The organism is Microcoleus sp. S36a_B3 (assembly GCF_036700745.1).
Taxonomy (GTDB): Bacteria; Cyanobacteriota; Cyanobacteriia; order Cyanobacteriales; family Microcoleaceae; genus Microcoleus.
Genome location: NZ_JAUBPN010000005.1, coordinates 262,455 through 286,227, shown reverse-complemented (window position 1 = coordinate 286,227; position 23,773 = coordinate 262,455). Strand labels below are relative to the sequence as shown.

The following is a 23,773-nucleotide window of genomic DNA, read 5'->3' as shown; positions in this document are numbered from 1 at the left end:
AACGTAGATTTTCAATTGATATTTTCGAGCCTTCTCGATCGCCCGTACCGGCTTTGCACAACAAGCCGCAGTAAAATTTGCCTGTTGTGCTATTTATTTTTCGCCACTTTTCGGGCCAACGAACTCAATTTTAGAGCCTGCGACTTAATTAAACGTTAACAATCGATTAAGCGGGTACATCTGCAAAACTGCTCACATTTACCAAGTCTAGATCCGGACAAGTCCGTTTGATCAAACCTGTGAGAACTTTGCCGGGGCCAATTTCCAATACGCGATCGATTCCTTGTTGCGGCAATTGCAGCGAAATTTCTCGCCAGCGCACACCTTTAGTCATCTGCTGGTTCAACCGCTGCTTTAAAGTCGCCGCGCTGGTAGTCGCTGTCGGTTCTGAGTTCGAGAGCACCAGCATTTTAGCATCCGAAAATCTTGCCGCTTTTAAGGCTTGTTGAAACTCTGATGCAACTGATGCCATCAGCGGAGAGTGAAACGCACCAGAAACATTCAATTTAACGGCGCGTTTGACTTTGATTTTGGCAAGCAAATCTTCTACTGCTTCTGGAGTTCCAGAAATCACAACTTGTGCTTCGCTGTTGTCGTTGGCGAGTACCACATCTTGGCTGTATTGAATTTGCAGTTCTAGTTGCTGCCTGTCAAACCCGATCAAAGCCACCATTTTGCCACCGGAGGCTGTGTCCATGAGTTCGGCGCGACGTTTGACCAAGCGCAATCCCGTTTCAAAGTCAAACACGCCTGCTGCGTAGAGGGCAACGTATTCTCCTAAACTGTGACCTGCCACCACTGCTGGCCGATCGCTCTTTTCTCGCACTAAGTCTGCCAAAATGCTTTCTATTACGTACAAGCAAGGCTGAGTGTAGAGAGTGCGAGATAGTTTTGCTTCTTCTTTTTGGCAAACTTCTGGGACAGACCAGCCTAAAATTTCTTTGGCTAGCTCAAATTTGGCTTTGGCTGTTGGCAAGTTTAATAAATCTGCACCCATCCCGATCGCCTGGGAACCTTGTCCGGGAAATACCCATGCTGTTTTAGTCATTTTTCCGGTAATCTGCTAATTGGTGGTTGCTAAGAAAGTGATTCCAAAAATTCTTTGTTTCCCGCTTTTAATTTCGCTTGCTGGTATCCGCTATCTTTCGGTTCACGAACTATCTACTAGCGACTCACAATTATAACATATAACTGCGCTTTTTACTAGGTTTATATTTTTTTGCTACTTTAGTTCAGATCGATCGCCCTAGCGTAATTTTCCACCTGCCACGAGGGGAAAGTCGAACCCAAAATAGAGGATTTTCAATTGCAGCATACACTTTTCCAGAATTCCGGTCGGAGAATGTACGGCTTTGTGCGCGCATTACCCTATTTACAACCTATTAAAAAGGTAAAGAATTTTTATTTTTCAATCGTCGCACTCCCGAAAATCACGCTTGGCAAGTTTAAATCTGCCAAATATTATACCAGCTACCTAAAAAAATGAAACCGCAGGCCCGCGATCCCAACCCATAGTTCATCAGTAATTCCCCAATCTACAATCTAAAATCTAAAACTCGTATGCTCGCTAAGCCGAAGTATCTAAAATCCTACTACCTTCCCCATTGAAAAATCCCCGCCCCCCAAGTCAAACCAGCACCAAAACCAGCAGCAGCAATAGTCTCGCCTGCTTTAACTTTACCCTGACGCACGGCTTCGTCTAAAGCAATCGGAATTGAAGCCGCTGAGGTATTGCCGTAATTTGCCAAATTGCTAATGACTTTTTCCGGGGGAATTTTCAGCCTTTGAGCAACTGCATCAAGAATCCGCTGATTGGCTTGGTGCAACAGCAGCCAGTCTATTTCTGCCGCGCTGACATTTGCCCTAAACATAGCTTTTTCTATGACTTCCGGCACTTTTTTTACCGCAAAACGATAGATTTCTTGACCGTTCATTGTGATGGGCCCAAACCCGCCTACTCCGATATTCACCCCTTCAATTAATTCTTTTGATTCGGCGTTGAAAGCCAAATTGAGAGACGCATTTTGCGTGCCGTCGCTGCGAATTTCAAATCCCAAAAAGCGATCGACTTCGGAAGCTTGCAATACCACCGCACCTGCACCGTCTCCAAATAGAATGCAAGTACCCCGATCCGACCAATTCACCCAGCGAGATAAAATATCTGCTCCAATTAGCAAAACATTTTGATAAACCCCTGTCCGAATGAACTGCGAGGCTGTAACTAAACCAAAAACAAAACCAGAACAAGCTGCTGTCAGATCAAAAGCCACAGCTTTTGTTGCGCCTAACTGATATTGAATTTTGCCTGCACTACCAAACAAATCGTCGGGACTTGAGGTGGCCAAAATAATCAAATCGATATCTGTGGGCGAAATTTCTGCCATTTCGATCGCCCTTCGGGATGCTTCGGTTGCCAAATCGCACAAAGAAGTGCGATCGTCCGCCAACCTGCGCGATCGAATACCCGTTCGCGCCGCAATCCACTCGTCAGAAGTTTCTACTATCTGACTCAAGCCGTTATTATCAAGGGAAACCTGCGGTGTACAAGAACCGCTACCCGTGACGGCAATACCCAACCCTGATTGCTGCAACATTCCTCTCCATTTACTCGCTATTCAGTTCAAAGATTAAAAATTAAAAATTAAAAATTACAAATTAAACTTCTTTTTTAAACTACTGAAATTACTTTTTTAGCGAGTAAAACAGATTGTTTAATTTGACATTTTTAATTTTTAATTTCTACTTACTGCCTCTAATTGACAGCTTCTTGTTCCAGAGCGGTTTCGCGATTTTCAGAGCGAATTCGTTCCAGCACTTGGTTGTCAATAGCCTCTTTCGCCAAACGAATGGCATTAAAAATCGAGGCAGCTTGAGACGAACCGTGGCTGATAATGCAAACTCCAGCAACGCCCAACAGCAAACCGCCGCCGTGTTCAACGTGGTCTACCCGCTGCTTGAACCCCTTGAGGCTTTCTTGCAGGAGGGGAGCACTAATTTGATTTTTGAGTCCGGCTGCCAATTCTTCCTTAAGCACTTGCACCACGACTTCGCCCACCGCTTCGGCAAACTTCAACAACACGTTGCCTACAAACCCGTCGCAGACAATCACGTCGAACTTCCCCGACAGCACGTCGCGGCCTTCGGCATTGCCTACAAAAGGAATGTGAGGATTGTCCACCAATAATTGATGGGTGCGTACCGCCGCGTCGTTACCTTTAGAAGGTTCTTCGCCAATATTGAGCAGACCGATTTTTGGTTCGGCTACGCCCAGAACGCACTGGCTGTAAATAGTTCCCATCAGAGCAAACTGCTCCAAAAATTTAGGGCGGCAGTCCACGTTAGCGCCAACATCGAGAATGAGTACGGAGCTGCCCGATACCATTGTCGGCAAAACCGCACCGATCGCAGGGCGATCGATTCCCGGTAGCCGCCCCAACCTCAGCAGGGCCGCAGCCATCGCCGCGCCGGAGTGACCGGCGGACACCACAGCATCAGCTTGCTGCTGCTTTACCAAGTTCATGGCTACGTTAATCGAAGCCTTGGGTTTGCGTTTGAGGGCACTTAAAGGTTCTTCGTGCATTTCTACCGTTCCTTCAGAAGGAACGATTTCTAGCTGACCTTTGCAGACGCGGCCGATCGCGTCTTGAAGACGTAGCGACTCTTCTATTTGCTGCGGGTCGCCCACCAGCAAAATCTCGACGCCTAATTCTTCCTGTGCCTTAAGCGCTCCAGCTACAACTTCGGCGGGGGCATGATCCCCACCCATAGCGTCTATTGCAATTCTTGCGCGTGTCGATCCCATTGACCAATGTTTGAGAAACATTAAAAATTTTACCAGGAAGTCAGTCGATTTTAGATTTTAGATTTGAGATTTTAGATTGACTTGCAGTATTGAATCTGGGTGGAGGAACTAGGCTTTAAAATTTTGGGAGCATTCACTTCAGCAGTCGGGCGCAGGGTATCGGTTTTTTGCGGATCTGGAGTCTGAATCCAGAAAAGCGAATAAATCACTAAAATCTGCTCGCGCCCGATCGGACAATTGTCAATACCGACTACTCTGAGAGAGCTTGTTTTGTCCCTACTTTACTTTTTTGACTGCAAATTGAAAAACTCAACCGAATAGTTTACTGTGCGCCCCGCCGAAAAACGGATACTTGCTTCCACTCGTGGTGAGCCGCCCACAATTTTAGACTTTTGTTCAATCTCCCAGATTGAGTTGTGGACTAAATCTAAAATCTAAAATCTAAAATCTAAAATCGACTGACTGACTTAGGAGTAAAAAATGCTGGATTTATTTAGCTCGGGAATCATGTCTCTGTGGCTGGACATGGCTGGGGTACGCAGTGCCGCACCCAACGCCGTGTCGGTGCTGGCTTGGCGGGGAGGGATGCCCGGGTTAGTGGTGGCCGAAGAGCTGGCTTTTGGGAAAATAGATGCGGCAAATTCAGACTTGCCCGCAGAAGCTGCCGTGCAGGAATATTTAAAAGATTTGAAGGCGAAGCATCTCATCGACGGCAATCAGGGAATTTGGGTGCAAGCGGGAATGCTGCCACTGGTAAGTCAGCAGGGGACGGTGCTGATGCCTGGGGCTTCCCTGACTAAGATTGCGACTTCTCTGGCTTCCCTAGAAACTTGGGGCGCGGATCATCAGTTTGAAACGCGGTTTTGGGGAACGGGGCCCATTAGGAATGGGGTGTTGCAGGGGGATTTGGTGATCGCTGGCGGGGGCGATCCGCTGTTTGTGTGGGAGGAGGCGATCGCGGTGGGTAATGCTCTCAATCAAATGGGTATCAATCGCGTGGCGGGAAATTTGGTGGTAACTGGCAATTTTCCCATGAACTACCAGTCCGATCCTCTGGTTGCGGGGGAGGGTATGCGACAAGCTCTCGATAGTCGCAGTTGGTCGCCAGACCTGCTGGCAATCTATTCTAAGATGGCTCCGGGCACCCGAAAGCCACAAGTAACGATCGCCGGCAGCCCGATCGCTCAAAAAATTCCTGCTTCCGGGCGTTTGCTGTTGAAGCGCCGATCGCTTCCTTTAGCCGAAATTCTCAAGCAGATGAATGTCCACAGCGACAATGAAATTGCCCAAATGCTGGCCGACAATTTGGGCGGGGCAAAAGTTGTTCAGCAACAAGCGACTTGGGCTGCTGGGGTGCCGCAGGCGGAACTGCAATTAATTAACGGTTCGGGCTTGGGAGTCGAAAATCAAATGTCTCCGAGGGCGGCTTGCGCGATGATGCAGGCGATCGGGCGCAACCTTCAGACTACAGGGCTGACGATTGCTGACTTGTTTCCGGTGTCCGGGCGCGATAAAGGAACTCTAGAACACCGACACATTCCGCGATCGGCTGTGGTGAAAACTGGTACTTTGAACACGGTGATTGCTTTGGCCGGAGCCATACCCACGCGCGATCGGGGCTTAGTTTGGTTTGCAATTATCAATCGCGGCACCGATTGGGACTCTTTGAGAGAGCAGCAAGATATATTTTTGCAAAAGCTGGTGCAGCAGTGGGGCACTGCAACGGCTTTACCTATAGCAATTACACCGCATATAGACGGTGCCAGACCGGCCCTAGGCGCGGCAAATCGCAGCGATATTTTGCTCGGAGGTTGAAGAAGTCCTTAGTCAGTAGTCAGTAGTCAGTAGTCAGTAGTCAGTAGTCAGTAGTCAGTAGGTAGGTAGGTAGGTAGGGGCGGTGCCAAGAGTGCCAGCCCTCTTAACAGTTAACAGTCAGCAGTTAACAGTCAACAGTCAACAGTCAGCAGTCAACAGTCAGCAGTCAGCACTCAACAGTCAGCAGTTAACAGTCAACAGTCAGCAGTCAGCAGTCAGCAGTCAGCAGTCAGCAGTCAGCAGTCAACAGTCAACAGTTGCGGTGAATGCCCCAGAGCATAATGTGAGATTTCTCGCCTGGAGTATGTCACAATTGAGCCAGGACTATTGTGCAAGAAGATGATCAAACTGCGATTGAAAAGATACGGGAAAAAACGCGAGACCAGCTACCGGATTGTAGCGATGAACAGTTCTACCCGCCGCGACGGCCGTCCCCTAGAAGAACTCGGCTTCTACAACCCCAGAAATAACGAAACCAGGCTGGATGTTCCAGCGATTGTCAAGCGCCTCCAACAAGGCGCTCAGCCAACTGACACCGTGCGTGACATCCTGAGAAAAGCTAATGTATTTGAACAAGTCGGAGCCGGAGCCAACGTTGAGTCCAGCAGCACAACAGCAGTCAGCTAGCCCTAACTATGCTGGACTGATACAGTTTTTAATTGCACCTTTTCTGGAGTCGCCGGACTCTTTGCGGGTTGATTGCGAACTGCACCCCCGCCAATCTCGCGTCTGGGTAAGGCTCGCTTTTGAAGATCCTGACAAGGGGCGGGTTTATGGTAGGGGCGGACGCAATATTCAGGCAATTAGAACTACCCTCGAAGCGGTGGCGCAAACTGTAGGTCAGTCGCTCTACTTAGACGTATACGATAGCGAAGGAGGCGATCGAGGCTCCGGGCCACCTAGGGGCGATCGCGGTATGCGCGATCGAGGAGATTTCCGACCCCGAACTTCGCCTCCCTCGCCTACTCCCTTACCTAGCAGAGCTCCGAGAGAACAACCTCGCCGTACTAACACACCTACGTTTAGAACGAGCAGAAATACTCCCGGTTATTAACTGCAAAATCCAAAAACAATTTTAGGTTTTAGATTGCCTGTTGTAGGCTTGGTATTACAAGCCCCCTGTGATTTTAGATTGCCGATTTTGCGATCGGACACAAATCTAAAATTTTCAATCTCAAATTTCAGCAGCATCAGGTAAATCTAAAATCTAAAACTTGTTCGCGAGCGAAGTCGAAGAATCTACAATCTAAAATCTCAAGTTGTGTGACTTCAAAGAAGGGAGATTTGATTTGTGCCCCAAGCACCAAACTCATTCATTTAAACAGAAAAGACGCCTTAGATACTAGGTAAAACTTAGTACCTGGCGTCTTTTTGTTCGCCAAAGCCAGCTAATTTAACCATCGATAGTTAAAATTTCTAGCAACCGTTAAATCTGGCGCGAACGTAAATAATATCTATCAAATCTGTTAGCATCAGAATAGTAAATTCACTGTTGACAGTTGACTGTTAACCGTTAACCGTTAACATCATGAGGTGTGCAACCGGAATTGATATAACCTCACGAATCACAACTATAATCGTTACAGATAAATGGTTTGATTCCCATACATAACTGTTTACTGTTTGCTGTTTGCTATCCACTGCTACAATTGCTTATTTGGAGGAGCTCATGCTGGCATGACTGAAAAACTAACAATTGAGTTGCCGAACACTCAAAGCGCTATCTCGCTGGCCGGCAATCAAGAAGAAAACTTGAAAATTATCTCTAAGCAAACCGGCGCTAACCTGGTAATGCGAGGGCAAGAACTGCTGATTTCTGGCACAAAAACTCAAGTAGAATTGTGTCATCAATTAGTGCGATCGCTCTCCGACTTCTGGAAAGCCGGCAAAACCATTACCGGAGTAGAAATCCAAACAGCGCGCCAAGCTTTGGATAGCAACCGCCAAGAAGATTTACAAAACTTGCAGCGAGACGTGCTCGCCAAAACCCGCCGCGGCGAAGAAATCAGAGCCAAAACCTTCAAGCAGCGCCAGTACGTCCAAGCAGTACGCACCCACGACCTGACATTTTGCATCGGCCCGGCGGGTACTGGCAAAACATTTCTAGCAGCCATTTTCGCCGTACAAGCGCTATTAAGCAAGCAATACGAACGGCTGATTTTAACCAGGCCAGCCGTAGAAGCTGGCGAAAAATTAGGATTTTTGCCCGGAGATTTGCAGCAAAAAGTCGATCCCTACTTGCGTCCGCTTTACGACGCCTTGCAAGAAATGATCGAACCCGACAAAATGGCCGATTTAATGGAAAGAGGCCTGATCGAAGTAGCTCCTTTAGCTTATATGCGGGGGCGCACTCTCAGCAATGCTTTCGTCATTTTGGACGAAGCTCAAAATACGACTCCGGCTCAAATGAAAATGGTGTTGACTCGTCTCGGCTTTCGATCGAGAATGGTAGTCACCGGTGATCTAACTCAAACAGATTTGCCCGCACACCAACAGTCGGGATTGTCAGTTGCTCAAAATATTCTGGGAAACGTTGAAGGCATAGCTTTCTGCGAATTCACTCAAGCGGACGTGGTGAGACACCCGTTAGTACAGCGGATTGTCGCTGCTTACGAAATGTACGAAAAATGAATGAAGGAAGAAGGAAGAAGGAAGAAGGAAGAAGGAAGAACAAAGAATTATCCTTTTTTATCTAATTAATTTTCCTGCTTTCCAACTAACCTTTGCTTCTTGTCGATTTAATCCAAAATCCAAAATCCAAAATCCCAAAGTGATATGACTGCGACTCTTAAAGAATTCTTAGAAGCTTGCGAAAAATTGGGGACACTGCGTTTAATCGTGACTAGCAGCGCCGCAGTGCTGGAAGTGCGCGGTTCAATACACAAGCTGTTTTACGCAGAGTTGCCCAAGGGTAAGTATGCAAATATGCACGCCGAAATATTTGAATTTCACTTGAATATGGACAAAATCAAACAAGTAAAATTTGAGACTGGTGAGGCAAAAAGAGGCAATTTCACCACCTATGCAATTCGTTTTTTAGACGAACAAAATGATGCTGCTTTGAGCGCATTTTTGCAGTGGGGAAAGCCGGGAGAATATGAACCGGGACAAGTAGAAAATTGGCACGAATTGAAAGAACAATACGGTGAAGTTTGGGAGCCAGCACCGGTTGAAACACTTTAAAGCTAAACAACAATAAAAAAGGTTCGATCGTTCGGACTTTAGTCTGTAAAACAGCCCAAAACTCCTGACTAAAAAAGGTTCATAGTGAGGAATTTAGTTCGCAAAAATTAAGACTAAACTCCTCACTACGAACCTTTTTGATTAAAAAATATAATTAGCTGTTTGAATATCATTTAGTATGAAATTAATTTGGGGTTTTTGTTTGGTTTGCGCGTTAATTTTGTGGGGTAGCAGCGCGCAGGCGGGAGTTTTGGGCGATCGCATTTCCAGTTTTCCCCATTGGGAAAGCAAACCTGCTATTGCTGCTGCTAAGGGAGATTTAGTGTATCCAGACTGGATGGCTGGCGAGTGGAATGTTGCTAGCACTTTAGTAGATTTAGCCGCTCCTTTAGCGCCAAATATTGTCACGCCCGGATTTGAAAGCAACCGCCAGTATTTGCAGCAGCCAGTATTATTTAAAGTGCGATTTCAACCAGAAATAAATACTGGTTTTTTTTCTAATTATAAATCTAAGCTAGCTAAGAAGATTGTGGCCGATCGCACTTTTAACGGTTTGAACATCGCCAAAGCCTATTTAGGCGACGGCGGCGTACTTTCGGTGAAAGTCGATCCGAACAATCCCAACCGCCAGATTACCATACTCAAAGGCGATCGCCAACTAATCTCGATTGTTACCAGTCGCGGCACCCAAACGTCGAATCCCGATGAGTTTGTGTCTGCAGAAATTTCTCAGCAAGTATTTCGGGGAGAGACGGATATTTATTTAAACGAGGTGGAAACAACAACGGCTTATCGAGTGGTTGGAGGCGGGGAAAAAGGCGATTCTGCGAGTAAAAGAATCGAGGCAGATCAGGTAACAGCGATTTATTTGTCGCCGCAAGACCCGGATTATTTTGCTGCTGGGGGGCATCCTGTCGCTTTGTACCGATATCGGCTGGAGTTATTGCCGGCAGAATAAGCTAAATGGTTGTCAAAAATAGTTTCTATGTTGTTGATAATAGCGATTCCTTCATGACAACCATTCACTGAAATAGCCTCTCCCGGCACGCTACGATCGTAAATGTTGCCGTTCCAAACTATTGCCTCTCCTGTGTACATTTTTATGCGCTTTCCATGAATTCCTTGACTTGTCAAGTAATCTTTGATATTGCTGCCACACTCAACACATTTAAAATTTTCATAGTGAAATAGCTTTAATTTGCAGTATTTGCTCAGCAGTAATTTCACTCATATCCCCCCAATGCCAACAAATTTATGACTTACGCGCGGGTGGCCAGAAACCGGGTTTTTGACGAAAATAATTCGCTGTAGCCAGCAGATTTGGTGAAAAACCTGGTTTCTTCGTCGCAGTGCGCCCAATCTAAAATTGATCTCAAAAAAATAAAAGGTGAAAAATTAATTTTTCACCTTCTAACTTGCGACTTTCTGACTTCCGGTTACGGAACAAACTTCTTGAAGGCCAGCGTCACGTTGTGGCCGCCAAATCCAAAGGAATTCGACAGCGCCACATCAACTTTTAGATCGCGACTTGTATGCGGAACATAGTCTAAATCGCACTCTGGATCGGGATTCTCCAGATTGATTGTCGGCGGAATTTTGTCATTGGCGATCGCCATTACCGCAGCCACCGCCTCAATTCCCCCAGAACCGCCCAAAAGATGGCCGGTCATTGACTTGGTAGAACTAATTGCTACTTTGTAAGCGCTTTCCCCCAAAACCTTCTTAATCGCCTTCGTTTCAGTAGAGTCGTTGGGAAGCGTACTCGTGCCGTGGGCGTTGATATAACTCACCATATCCGGTGTCAAACCAGCATCCTTGAGCGCTAAAGCGATCGCCCGCGAGGCACCCTCGCCCCCCGGTACTGGGGATGTCATGTGATACGCATCGCAGGTTAAACCGTAGCCAACGATTTCTGCGTAAATTCTCGCGCCGCGCGCCAGAGCGTACTCCATTTCTTCTAAAATCAGAATGCCAGCGCCTTCGCCGACGACAAAACCATCACGATCGCGATCGAACGGACGGCAAGCATGAGTCGGGTCATCGTTGCGAGTCGAAAGCGCCCTCGCCGCCGCAAAACCCGCCACGCACAAAGGTGTCACCGCAGCTTCCGTACCACCGCAAATCATCGCTTGCGCGTAACCGCCCTGAACCATGCGAAACGCATCGCCCACGGCATTCGACCCAGCAGCGCAGGCTGTCACAGTGCAAGAGTTTGGACCTTTAGCACCCGTTTGAATCGCCGTCAGGCCCGCGGCCATATTCGCAATCATCATGGGAATCATAAACGGGCTGCACCGATCGGGGCCGCGAGTCAAATAGATCTCTTGCTGGTCTTCCAGAACCTTCAGCCCGCCAATGCCAGTGCCAAGAATGACACCCACCTGTTCTGCGTTCAGGTCGTTAATCTCAAACTTTGCATCAGCTAGAGCTTGTTTGCTCGCTGATACCCCAAATTGAGCAAAGCGATCCATCCGCTTTGCTTCCTTGCGCTCTAAATAGTCGTGTGGGTTAAAACCCTTCACCTCTCCAGCAATCCGGCAGTCGTGCCGCGACGCATCGAACAAAGTAATCGGGCCGATGCCATTTTTCCCGGCCAGCAAACCGTCCCAATATTCGGACAAGGTATTGCCGATCGGTGTAATCGCGCCGAGACCCGTGATAACAACGCGCTTACGCTCTAAATTTGTCATGATTTCAGTTTCAAAAAATTAAACACCCAGAACGCAGAACAAAAGAGGAGTTTTTAGTTTTTAAATTTCTCTCCTCTTAGGGGAAAAGACAGGTATTTTATGCTTTTGGAGCTGCAAGTTTGCTGCTGATGAAATCTACAGAAGCTTGAACCGTGGTAATTGCTTCGGCTGCTTCGTCGGGAATTTCAATATCAAACTCTTCTTCCAAAGCCATGACCAGCTCTACAGTATCTAGGGAATCTGCTCCTAAATCGTTAGCAAAGTTGGCTTCGGGCTTGACTTCGCTCGGATCGACTTCGAGTTGATCGGCCACAATTTTCTTGACTCTGGCAAAAATGTCGTCTTGACTCATAACATCCTGTCCTCATTGGTTGCTGCGTATCTAATCTTATCCGAAAGGGGGATCGGCAGGAGAAAGGGTTGCCGCTTTTCTAAGTGACACGAGGGAGATGGGGAGATGGGGAGATGGGGAGATGGGGAAATCGGGAGATGGGGAGATGGGGAAATCGGGAGATGGGGAGATGGGGAGATGGGGAGATGGGGAAATCGGGAGATGGGGAGAGAGGAAGAGGGGAGATGGGGAGAGAGGGGGGGATGGGGAGATGGGGAGAGAGGGGGAGATGGGGAGATGATTTTTGCTAAAGTCATCGAAATATACAATTTCAATCTATAGCGGTTCGATCGCGTGGTGCCATGCCCTATGCCCATTCCCTATGCCCGATGCCCTGTTTGGCCGATGCCCCATGCCCGATGCCCTGCCCTATCCCGGATAGTACCTCATAAATGAGATCTCGAAAGGCTATAGTAGCAACTTACTCATACCATTTGAGATTTGATATTTGAGATTGGGATTACTGCTGGATACGGGTTTTAAGTTTTTTTACAGTTGCATCTTTTGGGTAAATCGGTCTGAAAATTCTTGAGAAAAGCTGACAATTCACCCCTAGCTAGCCTCTGATGCGGTAATTGTGGAGAGGAAATCCGTTAGCGCAGCCCTCGAAGAGGATCGCCCTCCTTTTTTGTCCCTTGCCTTGTCTCCCCAGCAGAAACAATTATGCCATCCCCAACTCTCAAATATGCTTACTTTCCCGGTTGCGTAGCCCAAGGGGCCGCCCGCGAACTTTACCAGTCTACCCAAGCGCTGACTCAAGCCTTGGGCATTGAGCTGGTGGAACTCAAAAAAGCTTCCTGCTGCGGTTCTGGTACTTTTAAGGAAGATTCGCAGTTGCTCGAAGATACTGTCAACGCCCGGAATATTGCTTTGGCCGAGCAACTGAATCTGCCTTTACTCACCCATTGCAGCACTTGTCAAGGGGTAATCGGTCATGTGGACGATCGCCTCAAGCAATCCCAAAAGACCGATCGACCTTACCTCGAAAAAGTCAACGGTTTGCTCGAAAAACAAGGCTGTTCGCCTTATCAAGGCAGTACGGAGGTAAAACATCTGTTGTGGGCGATCGTTGCCGATTACGGCCTGGAGGAAGTGCAGAAGCGAGTCACCCGCAAGCTTTCCGGTTTGAAGTGCGCGTCTTTTTACGGATGCTATCTGCTGCGAGCTCAGGAACATTTGGCTTACGATGACCCGCACCAACCGGAATCGATGGAAAATGTATTTCGGGCGATCGGGGCAACTCCCGTTTACTATCGAGGGCGGACACAGTGCTGCGGCTGGCCGCTGGCGAGTTATGCCACTAACCAATCATTTCAGATGGCTGGAAAACACATTCAAGATGCTCTTGACAATGGCGCTGATTGTATGGTAACTCCTTGTCCGCTTTGTCATTTAAATTTGGATTCGCGACAGCCGGAGGTGGAAAAAGCTATCGATCGCAAATTGGGTTTGCCGGTGCTGCATTTGCCGCAATTGGTGGCTTTGGCTTTGGGTGTGGAGCCGAAAAAACTAGGACTCGATCGGCATATTGTTTCCACAAAGCCCGTGTTAGAAAAATTAGGCTTTTAGTCGATCGATTTGCACCAGTTTGCAGCAATACTAATTATCAAAAAAATTGCAACAGTTGGTATAGGATCTGGCTCACCCAAAATTTTGCTAAAAGCCAGAATCTCAAATAACAAGCCTTTGCAACTGTTGCACCAGTTTGGGAAATTAGCATAAAAACTTGAGTTTTTACTCAAATCAAATCCGGTTAGATCGGAATTATACAGAGCCCGCGAGCCGAAAGCCCGATCGGGCTCATACATTTTTGAGTCAATACAAGATACAGACAAAAAAACAGTATACTATTATACAAAATAGTTTTAAGACTTCCTAACTTCCTAGTTAGAGACAAGGAACAAGCAATGAAACGAAACCCAATAAATCTCACACGTTCGGTATTAATATGGGCAATGCTAGGAATAATTTGTGGTTTATTTGCTGCAAGTTATTGGATATGTTTGTCTTACATGATGCGGGGATTTGAAAATTTTAGTGGAGGTTATCTACTAATCGTCATGCCCCTTACTGGTTTGCTCATCGGTTTGCTCATTCATTGGCTGGGAAATCCTGGAGAAATTGGGTTGATTATTGACAATATTCATCTCAAGGGTGGGCGATTACCAATGAATGAAAATCCTTCGATGATTCTGTCATCGCTACTCAGTATTGCCAGTGGAGGAAGTGCTGGCCCAGAATCGCCAATGGTGCAAGTCACAGGTTCAATTGGTACCTGGTTAGCCGATCGCTTTAAATTAAGCGGAGAAGCACTACGAACTTTGAGTCTTGCTGGTATGGCATCTGGTTTTACAGTTTTGTTCGGCGCTCCTTTAGGCGGTACTTTTTTTGCTTTAGAAATCCTGCATCATCAGAATGTTGTAGAGTATTTTGAAGCAATATTGCCTGCGGTAGTGGCAAGTTGTGCAAGTTACACCATCTTTGTCGCAATTACTCAGCTTGGACTTGGGCCTACCTGGAATTTTCCTCAGTACAATGTGGAAAGCCTTTATGACTTTGGCGCAGCGATTGCTTATGGAATTGTAGGGGCGATTATGGGGTGGTTTTTTATCGCCGTATTTCGCAGTGTTGGTCGCTTGTTTGATTCGATACGCAGTCCCATTTATGTGCGAACTACTTTAGCCGGACTAGCACTTGGTGGTTTCTCAGCTTACTTTCCGCTCACACGTTTCTTTGGGGAACATCAAATAGAAAAAATTGTTGAGGGAAACTTTTCTTTGACATTTCTCTTGACTTTAGTTGTTGTTAAAGTATTGGCCATTAGTGTGACCATCAATGGGGGCTGGCGAGGGGGAATAATCATTCCGCTATTTTTTATAGGAGCCTGTTTAGGAAAGGCAATCACCATCATGAATCCCATCGGATCGAATGAGACTTTGGCAATGATTTGTGTAATGGCTGCTCTGAATTCAACGGTTACTCGCACTCCAATTAGTACAACTCTGCTCCTCGCGAAGTTGACAGGGTTAAGCACTTTTACACCGATTCTATTTGCTAGTCTCGTGGGTTTCTTCTTGGCTCCTCGATCTCCCTTCATTGCCTCACAGCGTAAAGTAGATTGACAAACGGGTACAATTCCTCTTATAGCTCGTGTAGCGGTAAGCAATGCTTGCAAATTGAGAGTTTAGAGTCTCAAGGCTTCAAAGTTTATGCCATTACAAATAAAATGTTTGCATTAAACAACATCTCGCCGTTGATATTCGTCAATTTGCGGTTTTTTATCTTCACAAAAGCCACTGTTTCCGCCGAGTCCGCCTAAAAACGGATACAAGTTTCGAGGAATTCGGCTTTGAGTCGATCGATTGGCACGGTTTGGCAGTCAGAATTTGAGTTTTTGCTCTGATCCAATCCGACGGATCGAAATCATACCGTAGTGCTGTCCCCGGTCACGTTAAGACCGAATCCGGCGATCGCAATCATACCCTAGTGCTGGAACTCGGGCACGCAAGCTCCCTAGGGCGCTCTTCAAGCTACTTCTATGGGACTGGAAGCGTGAATAACTGTGAAGTTTTGTCGCTTTTTGGGGAAGTGCTTCCAGCCACTGCGGTAAACTAACGCTTAACTCTCTGTGCAGGCTATAGCGGTGGCACGTCGCCGTCAAATCTGTTAATCCGCAGAGCTAGCAAATTTTTAGTGACTCGTTGGGAGCCTTTATTCAATGTCTCATTCAGTCAAAATTTACGATACCTGCATCGGCTGCACTCAATGCGTCCGCGCTTGTCCGACTGATGTTTTGGAGATGGTGCCCTGGGATGGCTGCAAAGCGGCTCAGATTGCCTCATCTCCGCGCACAGAAGACTGTGTAGGTTGCAAGCGTTGCGAAACTGCTTGCCCTACCGATTTTCTGAGCATCCGGGTTTACCTGGGAGCAGAAACTACTCGCAGTATGGGTCTAGCCTACTAAATATCGATCGACACGCCGATCGAATTACGGGCACGTATAGAGGGGGCGATTAAATTGCCCCCTCTCTTTTAGTCGCAAAATCTGCATTTTGTGGCACGAAGAAGCTAAAAATGATAAAACTTGGGTTTTATGGCGATCGCTAAGCAGGAGTTTTACCTTAAATGTGCGGAATCGTTGGCTATATCGGCACGCAAACAGCAAGCGAGATTTTGCTAGCAGGATTGGAGAAACTAGAATACCGGGGCTACGATTCAGCGGGCCTGGCTACCATCTCCGAAGGAGAAATTACCTGCATCCGAGCAAAGGGCAAGTTGCACAACCTCCGGGAAAAGCTAGCAGAGATAGACTCTCCGGCTACCATCGGCATCGGACACACCCGCTGGGCAACTCACGGCAAACCAGAGGAATATAACGCTCACCCTCACCTAGATAATAGTGGGCGAATTGCGGTAGTTCAAAATGGAATTGTCGAAAATTATCGCGAGTTGCGGAAAGAATTGACAGCGAAGGGACATAAATTTGTCTCGGATACCGATACAGAAGTTATTCCTCATTTAATAGCTGATTTTTTTGCGGAAGAAAGAAGGCAGAAGGCAGAAGGCAGAAGGCAGAAGGAAGAAGAAAAAGATCCCACAGCAGAGGAAATTGCTGATTTGTCGTTTTTGGAAGTGGTTTCCAAGGTTGTCAATCGGTTAGAAGGAGCTTTTGCGATCGCTGCGATTTGCGCCGACTTTCCAGACGAAATAATTGTTGCCAGACAGCAAGCTCCTTTGGTTATCGGCTTTGGTGCTGGTGAATTTTTCTGCGCTTCCGACACGCCGGCCTTAATATCTCACACCCGCACCGTTTTGTCCTTGGAAAATGGCGAATTGGCTAGGCTAACTCCAATGGGAGTCGAAGTTTACAACTTTACAGGGGAAAGGCTGAAAAAAAGCCCGCGCATCCTTGGTTGGAGTCCGGTTTTAGTCGAAAAACAAGGCTTCAAACACTTCATGCACAAGGAGATTTACGAACAGCCAGCCGTAGTTCGAGCTTGTTTGGATGCTTATTTAGACAGCGATTGGCAGCCGGGAAATCTGGGCTCTCCCATCAATCTCAACTTGCCCGAAGAACTTTGCGCCGATGTTGAACAAATTTCAATTCTAGCCTGCGGAACGAGCTGGCACGCCTCGCTAATTGGCAAATATTTGTTGGAACAGTTAGCGAATATTCCTACTGCGGTGCAGTACGCTTCTGAGTACCGTTACGCACCGGCACCGCTGACAGCAAATACTTTAATTATTGGGGTAACGCAGTCGGGAGAAACGGCGGACACCCTGGCTGCTTTGGGGATGGAACAGCAGCGCCGTGCGGGTTTTACCGATAAATTTCGCGCGAGAATGTTGGGCATTACTAACGGAACAGAAAGCTCGATCGCCCACATGATGCCGCACGTAATCAGCACCCACGCCGGTATTGAAATTGGTGTGGCTGCCACTAAAACTTTTGTCACTCAGTTGATGGCATTCTATTTATTAGCTTTGGATTTAGCGCACCGGCGACAAACAATCAGCACGGAGAGATTGACAGAAATTATTGCTGGTTTGCGCCATTTGCCAGGGCAAATTGAGAAGTTTTTGGAGATTCAAGAACAGTATGTAGAGGAATTGTCCCACCAGTTTACCGATACCCAAGATTTTATATTTTTGGGGCGGGGAATTAACTTTCCGATTGCTTTGGAAGGGGCGCTGAAATTGAAGGAAATTAGCTACATTCACGCTGAAGGATATCCGGCGGGAGAAATGAAACACGGCCCGATCGCCCTTTTGGATGCTAAAGTGCCTGTAGTGGCAATCGCCATGCCCGGAAGCGTCTACGAAAAAGTGCTTTCCAACGCTCAGGAAGCCAAGGCGCGCGACGCACGTTTAATTGGCGTTACCCCGAAGCAGGGCGCAGCGGAAGCCGAGATTTTTGACCACGTTTTGCCGGTACCTTTGGTGGATGAATTGTTGTCACCGATTGTGACAGTAATTCCGCTGCAATTGTTGGCCTATCACATTGCGGCACGTCGGGGTTTGGATGTGGATCAGCCGCGAAATTTGGCGAAGTCGGTGACGGTGGAATAAGGGAAGTTAGTTGGCAGTTGGCAGTTGGCAGTTGGCAGTTGGCAGTTGACTGTTGGCTGTTGGCTGTTACCAATGCCCAACGCCCAATTCCCAATTCCCAATGCCCAATTCCCAATGCCCAATGCCCAATTCCCAATGCCCAATTCCCAATGCCCAATGCCCTATTCCCGATGCCCTATTCCCGATGCCCGATGCCCAATTCCCCATTCCCAATTCCCAACTCCGCAAATCGCCGCTAACAGCAACCAGCTTATTGTATTGACTCGGAAATCAAACAGCGTCACGTCTACAGTGTTAAACAGCGTACAGGCGGCGAAGGCTAATAAATAACTGAAGAAAATTAGGCGATCGTCCGTTTTTTCTTCTTGACAAAATACCTGAATTGTGCTGTTAACTAGAGAGTTTTGATTGAGCAATAAAGTATTTTCCCCTACTTCCTTTGTTGCTATTTGCTCTTGTTGGATGTCCGCAGCAGAAACAGGCCAATTCATCAACAACAAAACACCTCTAGCCAAAACCCAGCCAACTAAACCCAAAAATAAAAGCGTTGCCGGTATTCCCGTTTCCGCAGTCAGCATCAATATCAAACTGTGAGGATGACCGAGCCATTCGTGCATTTGAGCTTCGTAGAGAGGAGTGAAATTTCGCAGTCCCCAACCAGTCCAAGGACGCTGCTGAGTCATCGACCAAGCAAACTCCCACTGAGTAGTTCTCAAAGTACCAGTAGGCCGATTTGGAAACATCTCATCGGTAAGTCTCGCCCAGAAAAAAGCCGGGATAATTCTTCGTAAATATTGTCGCAGCGGTTCCGGCCCAAACGCCGACAAAAACACTGCACCAACCCCACTAAATACCGCAGCTAATATTTTTTTATAACCCGCATAAAATGCAAAGCTCAAAACAGCCAAAACAGCCAATCCCCACGCATTTCGAGAATTAGTAAAAATCAAAGCAACAGCATTTCCCAGCACAGCCAAACTTAGAAATAGCAATTGGGTAGTGGGCATTGGGAATCGCGAATTGGGCATCGCGAATTGGTGACGACTTACAACTGACGACTGACAACTGCCAACTGACAACTGCCAACTGACTTCTTCCATCCACAATCCGAGTGTTAAAATAAGAGCAATTGTCAGATAGCAAGCTAAAATATTAGCGTACATAAATACAGAAGCCATGCGGCCGGGGGGATTGCCTTTGGGTTCGAGTACCCAGCCAAAAACAGGCTGCAATAAATCGATGCCACTCCAACCTAAAAATTGCTGTCCCAAACCTAAAATTATTACGGGCACTGCACTAATTGCGATCGTCCAAGACATTTGTCGCAACTGAGCAGGAGTTTGAATTAAACTGCTGAAAATGGCAAAAAATATAAAGTAAGGCCAAAAATTGCACAAGCCTAAAACAGCATCGATGCGGTTGTTAGCAAAAATTGTTGTGATGACTAGCACCGCAAAGAGGATGGCGAATCCTCGATTCAGCGGGCGGCGGCTAATTTGGCGGATTTTTTGTTTGCAAGTACCCGCCAATCCTAAGAATATTCCTAAACCTCCCAATATTGGAATTAAGGGAAAAATCAGCATCCCGATTTGAGCGAAATTCCAAGGAATTACCAAGCGGCTGTCGGGATGTTTTTGGAGGCGAGATTTGATATTTTTTGCTGTCTGTTTAACAGCTAATTTGCACCGATTTTTTATATTCACTCACACTCCAATTCTTCAATTCTTCAATTCTTCAATTCTTCAATCCAAAATCGTTAGGCTAGTTCCCAAGCGCATTCCGATCGCGTTAATCGAATTTGAGCTAAGGCAAAAATGGTCGGGATAATCCGCCCGTAATTCGTGGAAATTGATCGCCAACCCAAATCCGCCACAAACCAAGTCCACATCACCGGGCCGAGCAGCGAAAACACGCTCCGCGTCGCACCGTAACGAGCAGCACTGACGGCCATCCCGCGCCGCGCCGCCTGAATTGCGACATAATTTTGAAACTGGGTGGCTGCGGTTGCACTCCCTGCAAGCACTCCTTGTCTGGCCATTTGATAGGTGGCAAAATGCAGCGCAAATTGATTGGCCATCAGTTTGAGCAACATGGGTTTTAAGATAGAACTCACAGCTAAAGCGCTGCCACCTTTGAACAGCAAACCCAGCGGGTCTTTTTCTGCAGAAATTGGCAGGGGTTGGGAGAGTTTAGAATCAACAATTGCTCGCTGTACGCGCAGTGTTAGCGCTTGCTGTTCGTCGGCGGGTAAGCGCTTCCAAGCGCGGCCCATTAAATGCAGAAATACTTCGGCTTCTAAGTCGGTGGTTGACAACTGTTTGGGATAAGGAATTTTGAGATAGCGACAAACTTGAATTAGTGCTTGTCTGTAGGTTACTTGTTCGGTTCGCCCTCTGAGTACCGTCACCCCGTCGGCTGCAAGATACCGAAACCGCTGTTCTACGGCGTCTAGCCATGCTTCGCGATCGCGGCTTTGTACGTCTGTGGGTGCGGGGGTTTGCACGTAATCTAAGGGGTTAAACTTGCGGCTGAACAAGAGTTCTGTTAGTTGCTGCAATTCTTCTTCTGTTGTCAATTCTAATGCTGCTCTGAGTTCGTCCAAGATTTTGCCCTCCGCTAAAGTTATTTTAGATTTTAGATTTTAGATTTTAGATTGTTGCTGCTTGACAACCATCGGGGTTGGGAATTTGCCTGCAGTGGCATTTTTTTTAAGCTAATCTCAATCACAGATTCCTGCTGTCCCTTATTCTACTACTTGGTGCAGGGCGATGGCGTTGGGCTTGCAACCTGTGCTACGGCTCTCAGGGTTTGGCCGCAAACTGAAACACTGCACAGAAACTTCCCCCGCAGCTTTAAACTGATAAGTATTGACTGTTGAGTGTTGACTGTTGACTAATTATTAATGACAACTGACAACTGACAACTGACAACTGACCACTGACAACTGACCACTGACTAATTATGTTCGATGTTGTGGCGATCGGTGCGGGGATGGCGGGGCTGATTTGCGCTCGGCAGTTGCGCCTCGCTGGCTATTCTGTGGCTGTTGTTGAGAAATCTCGCGGCCCCGGCGGACGAGTCGCTACTCGCCGCGTACAGGGCGCTAGGGCCGATCACGGGGCTCGCTATCTGGAGCCGCAGGGAGAGGCGGTGCAGGCGTTAATTGATGTTTTGGTCGATCGACAGATCCTGAAACTCTGGACGGATAGTGTGGCAGAATTCCGACAAGGAGAAATATCTGCTATTCCCTGTTCTTATTATGTCGCACCTGCTGGGATGAATACTGTCGGTAAGTATATCGCAGAGGGTTTAGATATTTGGTACGGCCGCCGAGTCAAAGCTATTGCTCGTACCGACAATCAAATGTGGCATCTTTCTCTGGAAGTTACGGACGACAATTTAGAGATACCTCAAGAATTGTTTGCTAAGGCTGTGGTTGTAGCAATTCCTGCTCCTCAAGCTTTAATGTTTTTGGATTCGGAAATCGGTTTGTCGCCTGATTCTATTGACAAATTGCGTTCTGTGGAGTACGACCCTTGCATTACAGTTATGGCTGGCTATCCTGCAGCACGAAATTCAGAGTTGAGCGATCTCAATCCGCAGTGGAAATCTGTTTCTTTTCCCGATGATTCTGATTTAGCTTGGGTTGGCCTCGACAGCAGCAAGCGAATCAATCCGCAGCAGCCTGTGTTTGTGGTTCACAGCAGCGCTAATTTTGCGGAACGTTATTTAGAAGCTAGTGATTTGAATACTGTTGGCGGGGAATTGCTCGATCGCACTTCTGAATATTTAATGCCTTGGCTGAATCAGCCGGAATGGTTGCAAGTTCACCGCTGGCGCTATGCTTTTTGTCGAAATCCTTTGCCTGTTGATTGTTTGCCTGCGGCAGGGACTTTGCCGCTGGTTTGTGCGGGGGATTTGTGCGGCGAAGGTCAAATTGATGCTGCTTTGCGATCGGGAGTGGCGGCGGCTGCTTGGATAAATTCTCAGTTACAGAATTTGCCGTTAGATGCAAACTTTCAATAGGTGATTAACACCGAAATTAAGGCGCGGCTGGGAGGACAATCAAAATTAAGCTTGATGTTAGGTTGGGTTCTGCAGTCATAGCTGGTACGCGATCGAACTGATGCTCTGTTACAGCATAGCGATTGTCGATCGATTTGTGTGGCACAGGATAGGCATCCTTCTGAAAAATCGATCGTACTACTTACAAAAAAAGGGAAAATGGCGCTTAATTCCACTCTCCCAATTTTTTATTTTTTTGCTGTTTTTTGCTCCTTTAACTCTTCTTCTTGCATCTCCAATAACTCAGGAACCGTTACAAATTTGTACCCTTGCTTTTTCAATTTAGCAATAATATTGGGCAAAGCTTGTACAGTCTTTGATCGATTGCCGCCGCCGTCGTGCATCAACACAATGCCGCCGGAACTTGCTTGCCGCAGTACGTTGTCCATCAACGATTGCGTAGCACTCCGCCAATCTAAAGAATCGGCCGACCACATCACAATTGTATAATTTTTCTTCTGTGCGTAAGCTGCTAATCCATTGTTTAAAATGCCTCCCGGCGGGCGGAAAAGCGATGTTTTTACCCCGGTCAATTCTTCAATTAACGATGACGTGCGATCGATCTCCCGAGCTGCACTGTTTTTGTTGTACTTAATGTATTGGTGGTTCCAACTGTGGTTGCCGATCGCGTGACCTGCAGCCACTACTTGTTTGCCAAGTTCGGGATAAGTGTGCAGATACCTTCCTACCCAGAAGAATGTAGCTTTAATATTGTTTTTCTTGAGAATATCTAGGATTTGTGTAGTTGTTGTCGGCCAGGGGCCGTCGTCAAATGTCAGGGCGATCGCTTTGTGCCGCGAGTCGAGTTTCGCCTGACGGATGGTTGCACCTTTCAACTCGGAGGGCAGGCTTGATTGAAAGCGCTTTTCCTCCAAAGAGGCGATCGCCTTTTGGGAAAACTCAACTCGACTGGCGATCGCCCCTTTGATTCCGTTAACATTGGCGATCGGCTTTTGTTCTGAGGGTTCGGATACCGCCAACACTTGCGACTGCATCGGTGTCACTGGCCCAGTAGCCCGCAAGTTCATTGGCAACGTCACGCCCAGTAAAAAACTGGCGGCCGCGGCCGTAAAAGCAACGATTAAATTTTTGCGCCGCCTCAACAGCCGTTTCAATTTTGTCACGTCATTCTCTCCTTCGCACCTTGCACAGTTAATTTGAGATTTTATGTCTATGTCCTAGTAATCCACTTAAGAGAATTATCTTAAATCGGATTGCGTCTAAAAATGCTAATACTGCAAATAACCGATCGCGCAGAACTCCGACAGGATAAAAAAATTTAAGACTTGTGTACAAAAAGCCACCAAACCAATAAAAATCGGCGAAATTTTAACAGGATTTACGCTCTTAAACCGGGTTTATTTGAAAAATCTGGGTTTCTCAACTAAAAAACTAGATCTAAACCCGGTTTAAGAGTCCTCATGCTTAATATCGTCTCCAATCAACGGTTTACAGCGATAAGATTCGATCGCGCGTGTCCCATGTAGTACGATCTCATGTTGCGGACTTAAGTCCGCACTACGAACCGCTTTTTTTATGGTAATCTGACCCGACATCAAATAAGGATAGAAAACTTAATAACTTAAACATCTGCCACACTTCTCTCTCTCCAGAAGCTCAGGGTAAAGAGAGGCAGAGCCTCCGGATCTGCATTACCAGGCAGAGCCTGGTAACGAGCCAATCGCTTAAGTTATTAAATTTTTATTCCTAAGCACAATTACTAGGGTGCGTCAGACACGAAAGCCGAAATTCTATCGA

General features: G+C 47.0%; 23 protein-coding genes. 13 read left to right on the top strand and 10 right to left on the bottom strand.

All coding sequences use genetic code 11. From position 1 onward, the window contains the following. Positions 1-166: 166 nt before the first annotated feature. The 3 genes from fabD to plsX all read right to left on the bottom strand — a co-directional run bounded on the left by fabD (position 167) and on the right by plsX (position 3,802). The gene (gene fabD, locus QUA01_RS08675; RefSeq protein ID WP_194010200.1) at positions 167-1,048 is read right to left on the bottom strand and encodes an ACP S-malonyltransferase; all 882 of its coding nucleotides are present in this window, start codon (positions 1,046-1,048) and stop codon (positions 167-169) included. A 544-nt stretch (positions 1,049-1,592) separates the two neighbouring features. Continuing rightward, positions 1,593-2,594, bottom strand: a complete 1,002-nt coding sequence (locus QUA01_RS08670) for a beta-ketoacyl-ACP synthase 3 (protein WP_333089191.1) — start codon at positions 2,592-2,594, stop codon at positions 1,593-1,595. 158 nt (positions 2,595-2,752) lie between these two features. Further along, positions 2,753-3,802: a phosphate acyltransferase PlsX gene (gene plsX, locus QUA01_RS08665; protein ID WP_194010202.1), complete on the bottom strand. Its 1,050-nt coding sequence runs from the start codon at positions 3,800-3,802 to the stop codon at positions 2,753-2,755. A 480-nt stretch (positions 3,803-4,282) separates the two neighbouring features. Here plsX and QUA01_RS08660 point away from each other — a divergent pair, with 480 nt between their 5' ends. The 7 genes from QUA01_RS08660 (at position 4,283) to QUA01_RS08630 (ending at position 9,758) form a co-directional block, all read left to right on the top strand. Beyond that, positions 4,283-5,617, top strand: coding sequence for a D-alanyl-D-alanine carboxypeptidase (locus QUA01_RS08660; RefSeq protein WP_333089189.1), 1,335 nt, complete (start codon positions 4,283-4,285; stop codon positions 5,615-5,617). A 91-nt stretch (positions 5,618-5,708) separates the two neighbouring features. Then, the gene (locus QUA01_RS08655; protein ID WP_333089187.1) at positions 5,709-5,960 is read left to right on the top strand and encodes a hypothetical protein; all 252 of its coding nucleotides are present in this window, start codon (positions 5,709-5,711) and stop codon (positions 5,958-5,960) included. After that, positions 5,957-6,244 carry a 30S ribosomal protein S16 gene (gene rpsP, locus QUA01_RS08650; protein WP_194010205.1) on the top strand — a complete coding sequence of 96 codons (288 nt, stop codon included), beginning with the start codon at positions 5,957-5,959 and terminating at the stop codon, positions 6,242-6,244. The genes QUA01_RS08655 and rpsP overlap by 4 nt, the downstream gene beginning before the upstream one ends. Next, positions 6,180-6,671: a KH domain-containing protein gene (locus QUA01_RS08645; protein ID WP_194010206.1), complete on the top strand. Its 492-nt coding sequence runs from the start codon at positions 6,180-6,182 to the stop codon at positions 6,669-6,671. The genes rpsP and QUA01_RS08645 overlap by 65 nt, the downstream gene beginning before the upstream one ends. A 623-nt stretch (positions 6,672-7,294) precedes the next feature. Then, positions 7,295-8,248 carry a PhoH family protein gene (locus QUA01_RS08640; protein WP_194010207.1) on the top strand — a complete coding sequence of 318 codons (954 nt, stop codon included), beginning with the start codon at positions 7,295-7,297 and terminating at the stop codon, positions 8,246-8,248. Between the two features lie 144 nt (positions 8,249-8,392). After that, entirely contained in the window at positions 8,393-8,800 is a 408-nt protein-coding gene (locus QUA01_RS08635) for a ChuX/HutX family heme-like substrate-binding protein (RefSeq protein ID WP_333089181.1), read from the top strand. A gap of 178 nt (positions 8,801-8,978) precedes the next feature. Next, positions 8,979-9,758, top strand: a complete 780-nt coding sequence (locus QUA01_RS08630; protein ID WP_333089179.1) for a DUF6816 family protein — start codon at positions 8,979-8,981, stop codon at positions 9,756-9,758. Here QUA01_RS08630 and QUA01_RS27345 read toward each other — a convergent pair. The 3 genes from QUA01_RS27345 to acpP form a co-directional block, all read right to left on the bottom strand. Continuing rightward, the gene (locus tag QUA01_RS27345) at positions 9,689-10,027 is read right to left on the bottom strand and encodes a papain fold toxin domain-containing protein (RefSeq protein WP_442921536.1); all 339 of its coding nucleotides are present in this window, start codon (positions 10,025-10,027) and stop codon (positions 9,689-9,691) included. The two genes, QUA01_RS08630 and QUA01_RS27345, sit on opposite strands and share 70 nt — an antisense overlap. Positions 10,028-10,236: 209 nt before the next feature. Beyond that, positions 10,237-11,490, bottom strand: coding sequence for a beta-ketoacyl-ACP synthase II (fabF, locus tag QUA01_RS08625; RefSeq protein ID WP_333089177.1), 1,254 nt, complete (start codon positions 11,488-11,490; stop codon positions 10,237-10,239). Positions 11,491-11,587: 97 nt separating this feature from the next. Then, positions 11,588-11,842 (bottom strand): acyl carrier protein, encoded by a 255-nt coding sequence (gene acpP / locus QUA01_RS08620; RefSeq protein WP_194068168.1) that lies wholly within the window; start codon positions 11,840-11,842, stop codon positions 11,588-11,590. 105 nt (positions 11,843-11,947) lie between these two features. Between acpP and QUA01_RS08615 the strand changes: the two genes are divergently transcribed. The 5 genes from QUA01_RS08615 to glmS all read left to right on the top strand — a co-directional run bounded on the left by QUA01_RS08615 (position 11,948) and on the right by glmS (position 17,950). Next, positions 11,948-12,163: a hypothetical protein gene (locus QUA01_RS08615; RefSeq protein WP_333089175.1), complete on the top strand. Its 216-nt coding sequence runs from the start codon at positions 11,948-11,950 to the stop codon at positions 12,161-12,163. A gap of 381 nt (positions 12,164-12,544) precedes the next feature. Then, complete coding sequence (locus QUA01_RS08610; RefSeq protein WP_333089174.1) at positions 12,545-13,450, top strand: CoB--CoM heterodisulfide reductase iron-sulfur subunit B family protein; 906 nt, start codon at positions 12,545-12,547, stop codon at positions 13,448-13,450. Positions 13,451-13,788: 338 nt separating this feature from the next. Beyond that, a complete protein-coding gene (locus QUA01_RS08605) occupies positions 13,789-15,003 on the top strand; it encodes a chloride channel protein (protein ID WP_333089173.1) in 1,215 nt (404 codons plus the stop codon). A gap of 596 nt (positions 15,004-15,599) precedes the next feature. Next, on the top strand, positions 15,600-15,845 hold the full coding sequence (gene psaC / locus QUA01_RS08600) for a photosystem I iron-sulfur center protein PsaC (RefSeq protein WP_015175986.1): 246 nt from the start codon (positions 15,600-15,602) through the stop codon (positions 15,843-15,845). Between the two features lie 161 nt (positions 15,846-16,006). Next, positions 16,007-17,950, top strand: a complete 1,944-nt coding sequence (gene glmS / locus QUA01_RS08595; RefSeq protein WP_333089170.1) for a glutamine--fructose-6-phosphate transaminase (isomerizing) — start codon at positions 16,007-16,009, stop codon at positions 17,948-17,950. 161 nt (positions 17,951-18,111) lie between these two features. Here glmS and QUA01_RS08590 read toward each other — a convergent pair whose 3' ends face one another. Further along, a complete protein-coding gene (locus tag QUA01_RS08590) occupies positions 18,112-19,653 on the bottom strand; it encodes an O-antigen ligase family protein (protein ID WP_333089167.1) in 1,542 nt (513 codons plus the stop codon). Between the two features lie 53 nt (positions 19,654-19,706). Continuing rightward, on the bottom strand, positions 19,707-20,552 hold the full coding sequence (locus QUA01_RS08585) for a YaaW family protein (protein WP_333089165.1): 846 nt from the start codon (positions 20,550-20,552) through the stop codon (positions 19,707-19,709). Positions 20,553-20,911: 359 nt separating this feature from the next. Between QUA01_RS08585 and QUA01_RS08580 the strand changes: the two genes are divergently transcribed. Further along, a complete protein-coding gene (locus QUA01_RS08580; protein WP_333089163.1) occupies positions 20,912-21,976 on the top strand; it encodes an NAD(P)/FAD-dependent oxidoreductase in 1,065 nt (354 codons plus the stop codon). Between the two features lie 16 nt (positions 21,977-21,992). On the opposite strand, the gene QUA01_RS08575 is transcribed toward QUA01_RS08580, so the two are convergent. Further along, positions 21,993-22,121 (bottom strand): hypothetical protein, encoded by a 129-nt coding sequence (locus QUA01_RS08575; RefSeq protein WP_333089160.1) that lies wholly within the window; start codon positions 22,119-22,121, stop codon positions 21,993-21,995. An 82-nt stretch (positions 22,122-22,203) separates the two neighbouring features. Further along, entirely contained in the window at positions 22,204-23,139 is a 936-nt protein-coding gene (locus QUA01_RS08570; protein ID WP_333089159.1) for a polysaccharide deacetylase family protein, read from the bottom strand. Positions 23,140-23,773 lie beyond the last annotated feature (634 nt).

Coding starts and splice junctions, on each gene's coding strand:
- QUA01_RS08660 (WP_333089189.1), top strand. CDS start 4,283: ATGCTGGATTTATTTAGCTCGGGAATCATGTCTCTGTGGCTGGACATG.
- QUA01_RS08630 (WP_333089179.1), top strand. CDS start 8,979: ATGAAATTAATTTGGGGTTTTTGTTTGGTTTGCGCGTTAATTTTGTGG.
- fabD (WP_194010200.1), bottom strand. CDS start 1,048: ATGACTAAAACAGCATGGGTATTTCCCGGACAAGGTTCCCAGGCGATC.
- acpP (WP_194068168.1), bottom strand. CDS start 11,842: ATGAGTCAAGACGACATTTTTGCCAGAGTCAAGAAAATTGTGGCCGAT.
- fabF (WP_333089177.1), bottom strand. CDS start 11,490: ATGACAAATTTAGAGCGTAAGCGCGTTGTTATCACGGGTCTCGGCGCG.
- QUA01_RS08605 (WP_333089173.1), top strand. CDS start 13,789: ATGAAACGAAACCCAATAAATCTCACACGTTCGGTATTAATATGGGCA.
- QUA01_RS08615 (WP_333089175.1), top strand. CDS start 11,948: ATGGGGAGATGGGGAGATGGGGAAATCGGGAGATGGGGAGATGGGGAA.
- QUA01_RS08610 (WP_333089174.1), top strand. CDS start 12,545: ATGCCATCCCCAACTCTCAAATATGCTTACTTTCCCGGTTGCGTAGCC.
- QUA01_RS08670 (WP_333089191.1), bottom strand. CDS start 2,594: ATGTTGCAGCAATCAGGGTTGGGTATTGCCGTCACGGGTAGCGGTTCT.
- plsX (WP_194010202.1), bottom strand. CDS start 3,802: ATGGGATCGACACGCGCAAGAATTGCAATAGACGCTATGGGTGGGGAT.
- QUA01_RS08635 (WP_333089181.1), top strand. CDS start 8,393: ATGACTGCGACTCTTAAAGAATTCTTAGAAGCTTGCGAAAAATTGGGG.
- QUA01_RS08640 (WP_194010207.1), top strand. CDS start 7,295: ATGACTGAAAAACTAACAATTGAGTTGCCGAACACTCAAAGCGCTATC.
- psaC (WP_015175986.1), top strand. CDS start 15,600: ATGTCTCATTCAGTCAAAATTTACGATACCTGCATCGGCTGCACTCAA.
- QUA01_RS08645 (WP_194010206.1), top strand. CDS start 6,180: ATGTATTTGAACAAGTCGGAGCCGGAGCCAACGTTGAGTCCAGCAGCA.
- glmS (WP_333089170.1), top strand. CDS start 16,007: ATGTGCGGAATCGTTGGCTATATCGGCACGCAAACAGCAAGCGAGATT.
- rpsP (WP_194010205.1), top strand. CDS start 5,957: ATGATCAAACTGCGATTGAAAAGATACGGGAAAAAACGCGAGACCAGC.
- QUA01_RS08580 (WP_333089163.1), top strand. CDS start 20,912: ATGTTCGATGTTGTGGCGATCGGTGCGGGGATGGCGGGGCTGATTTGC.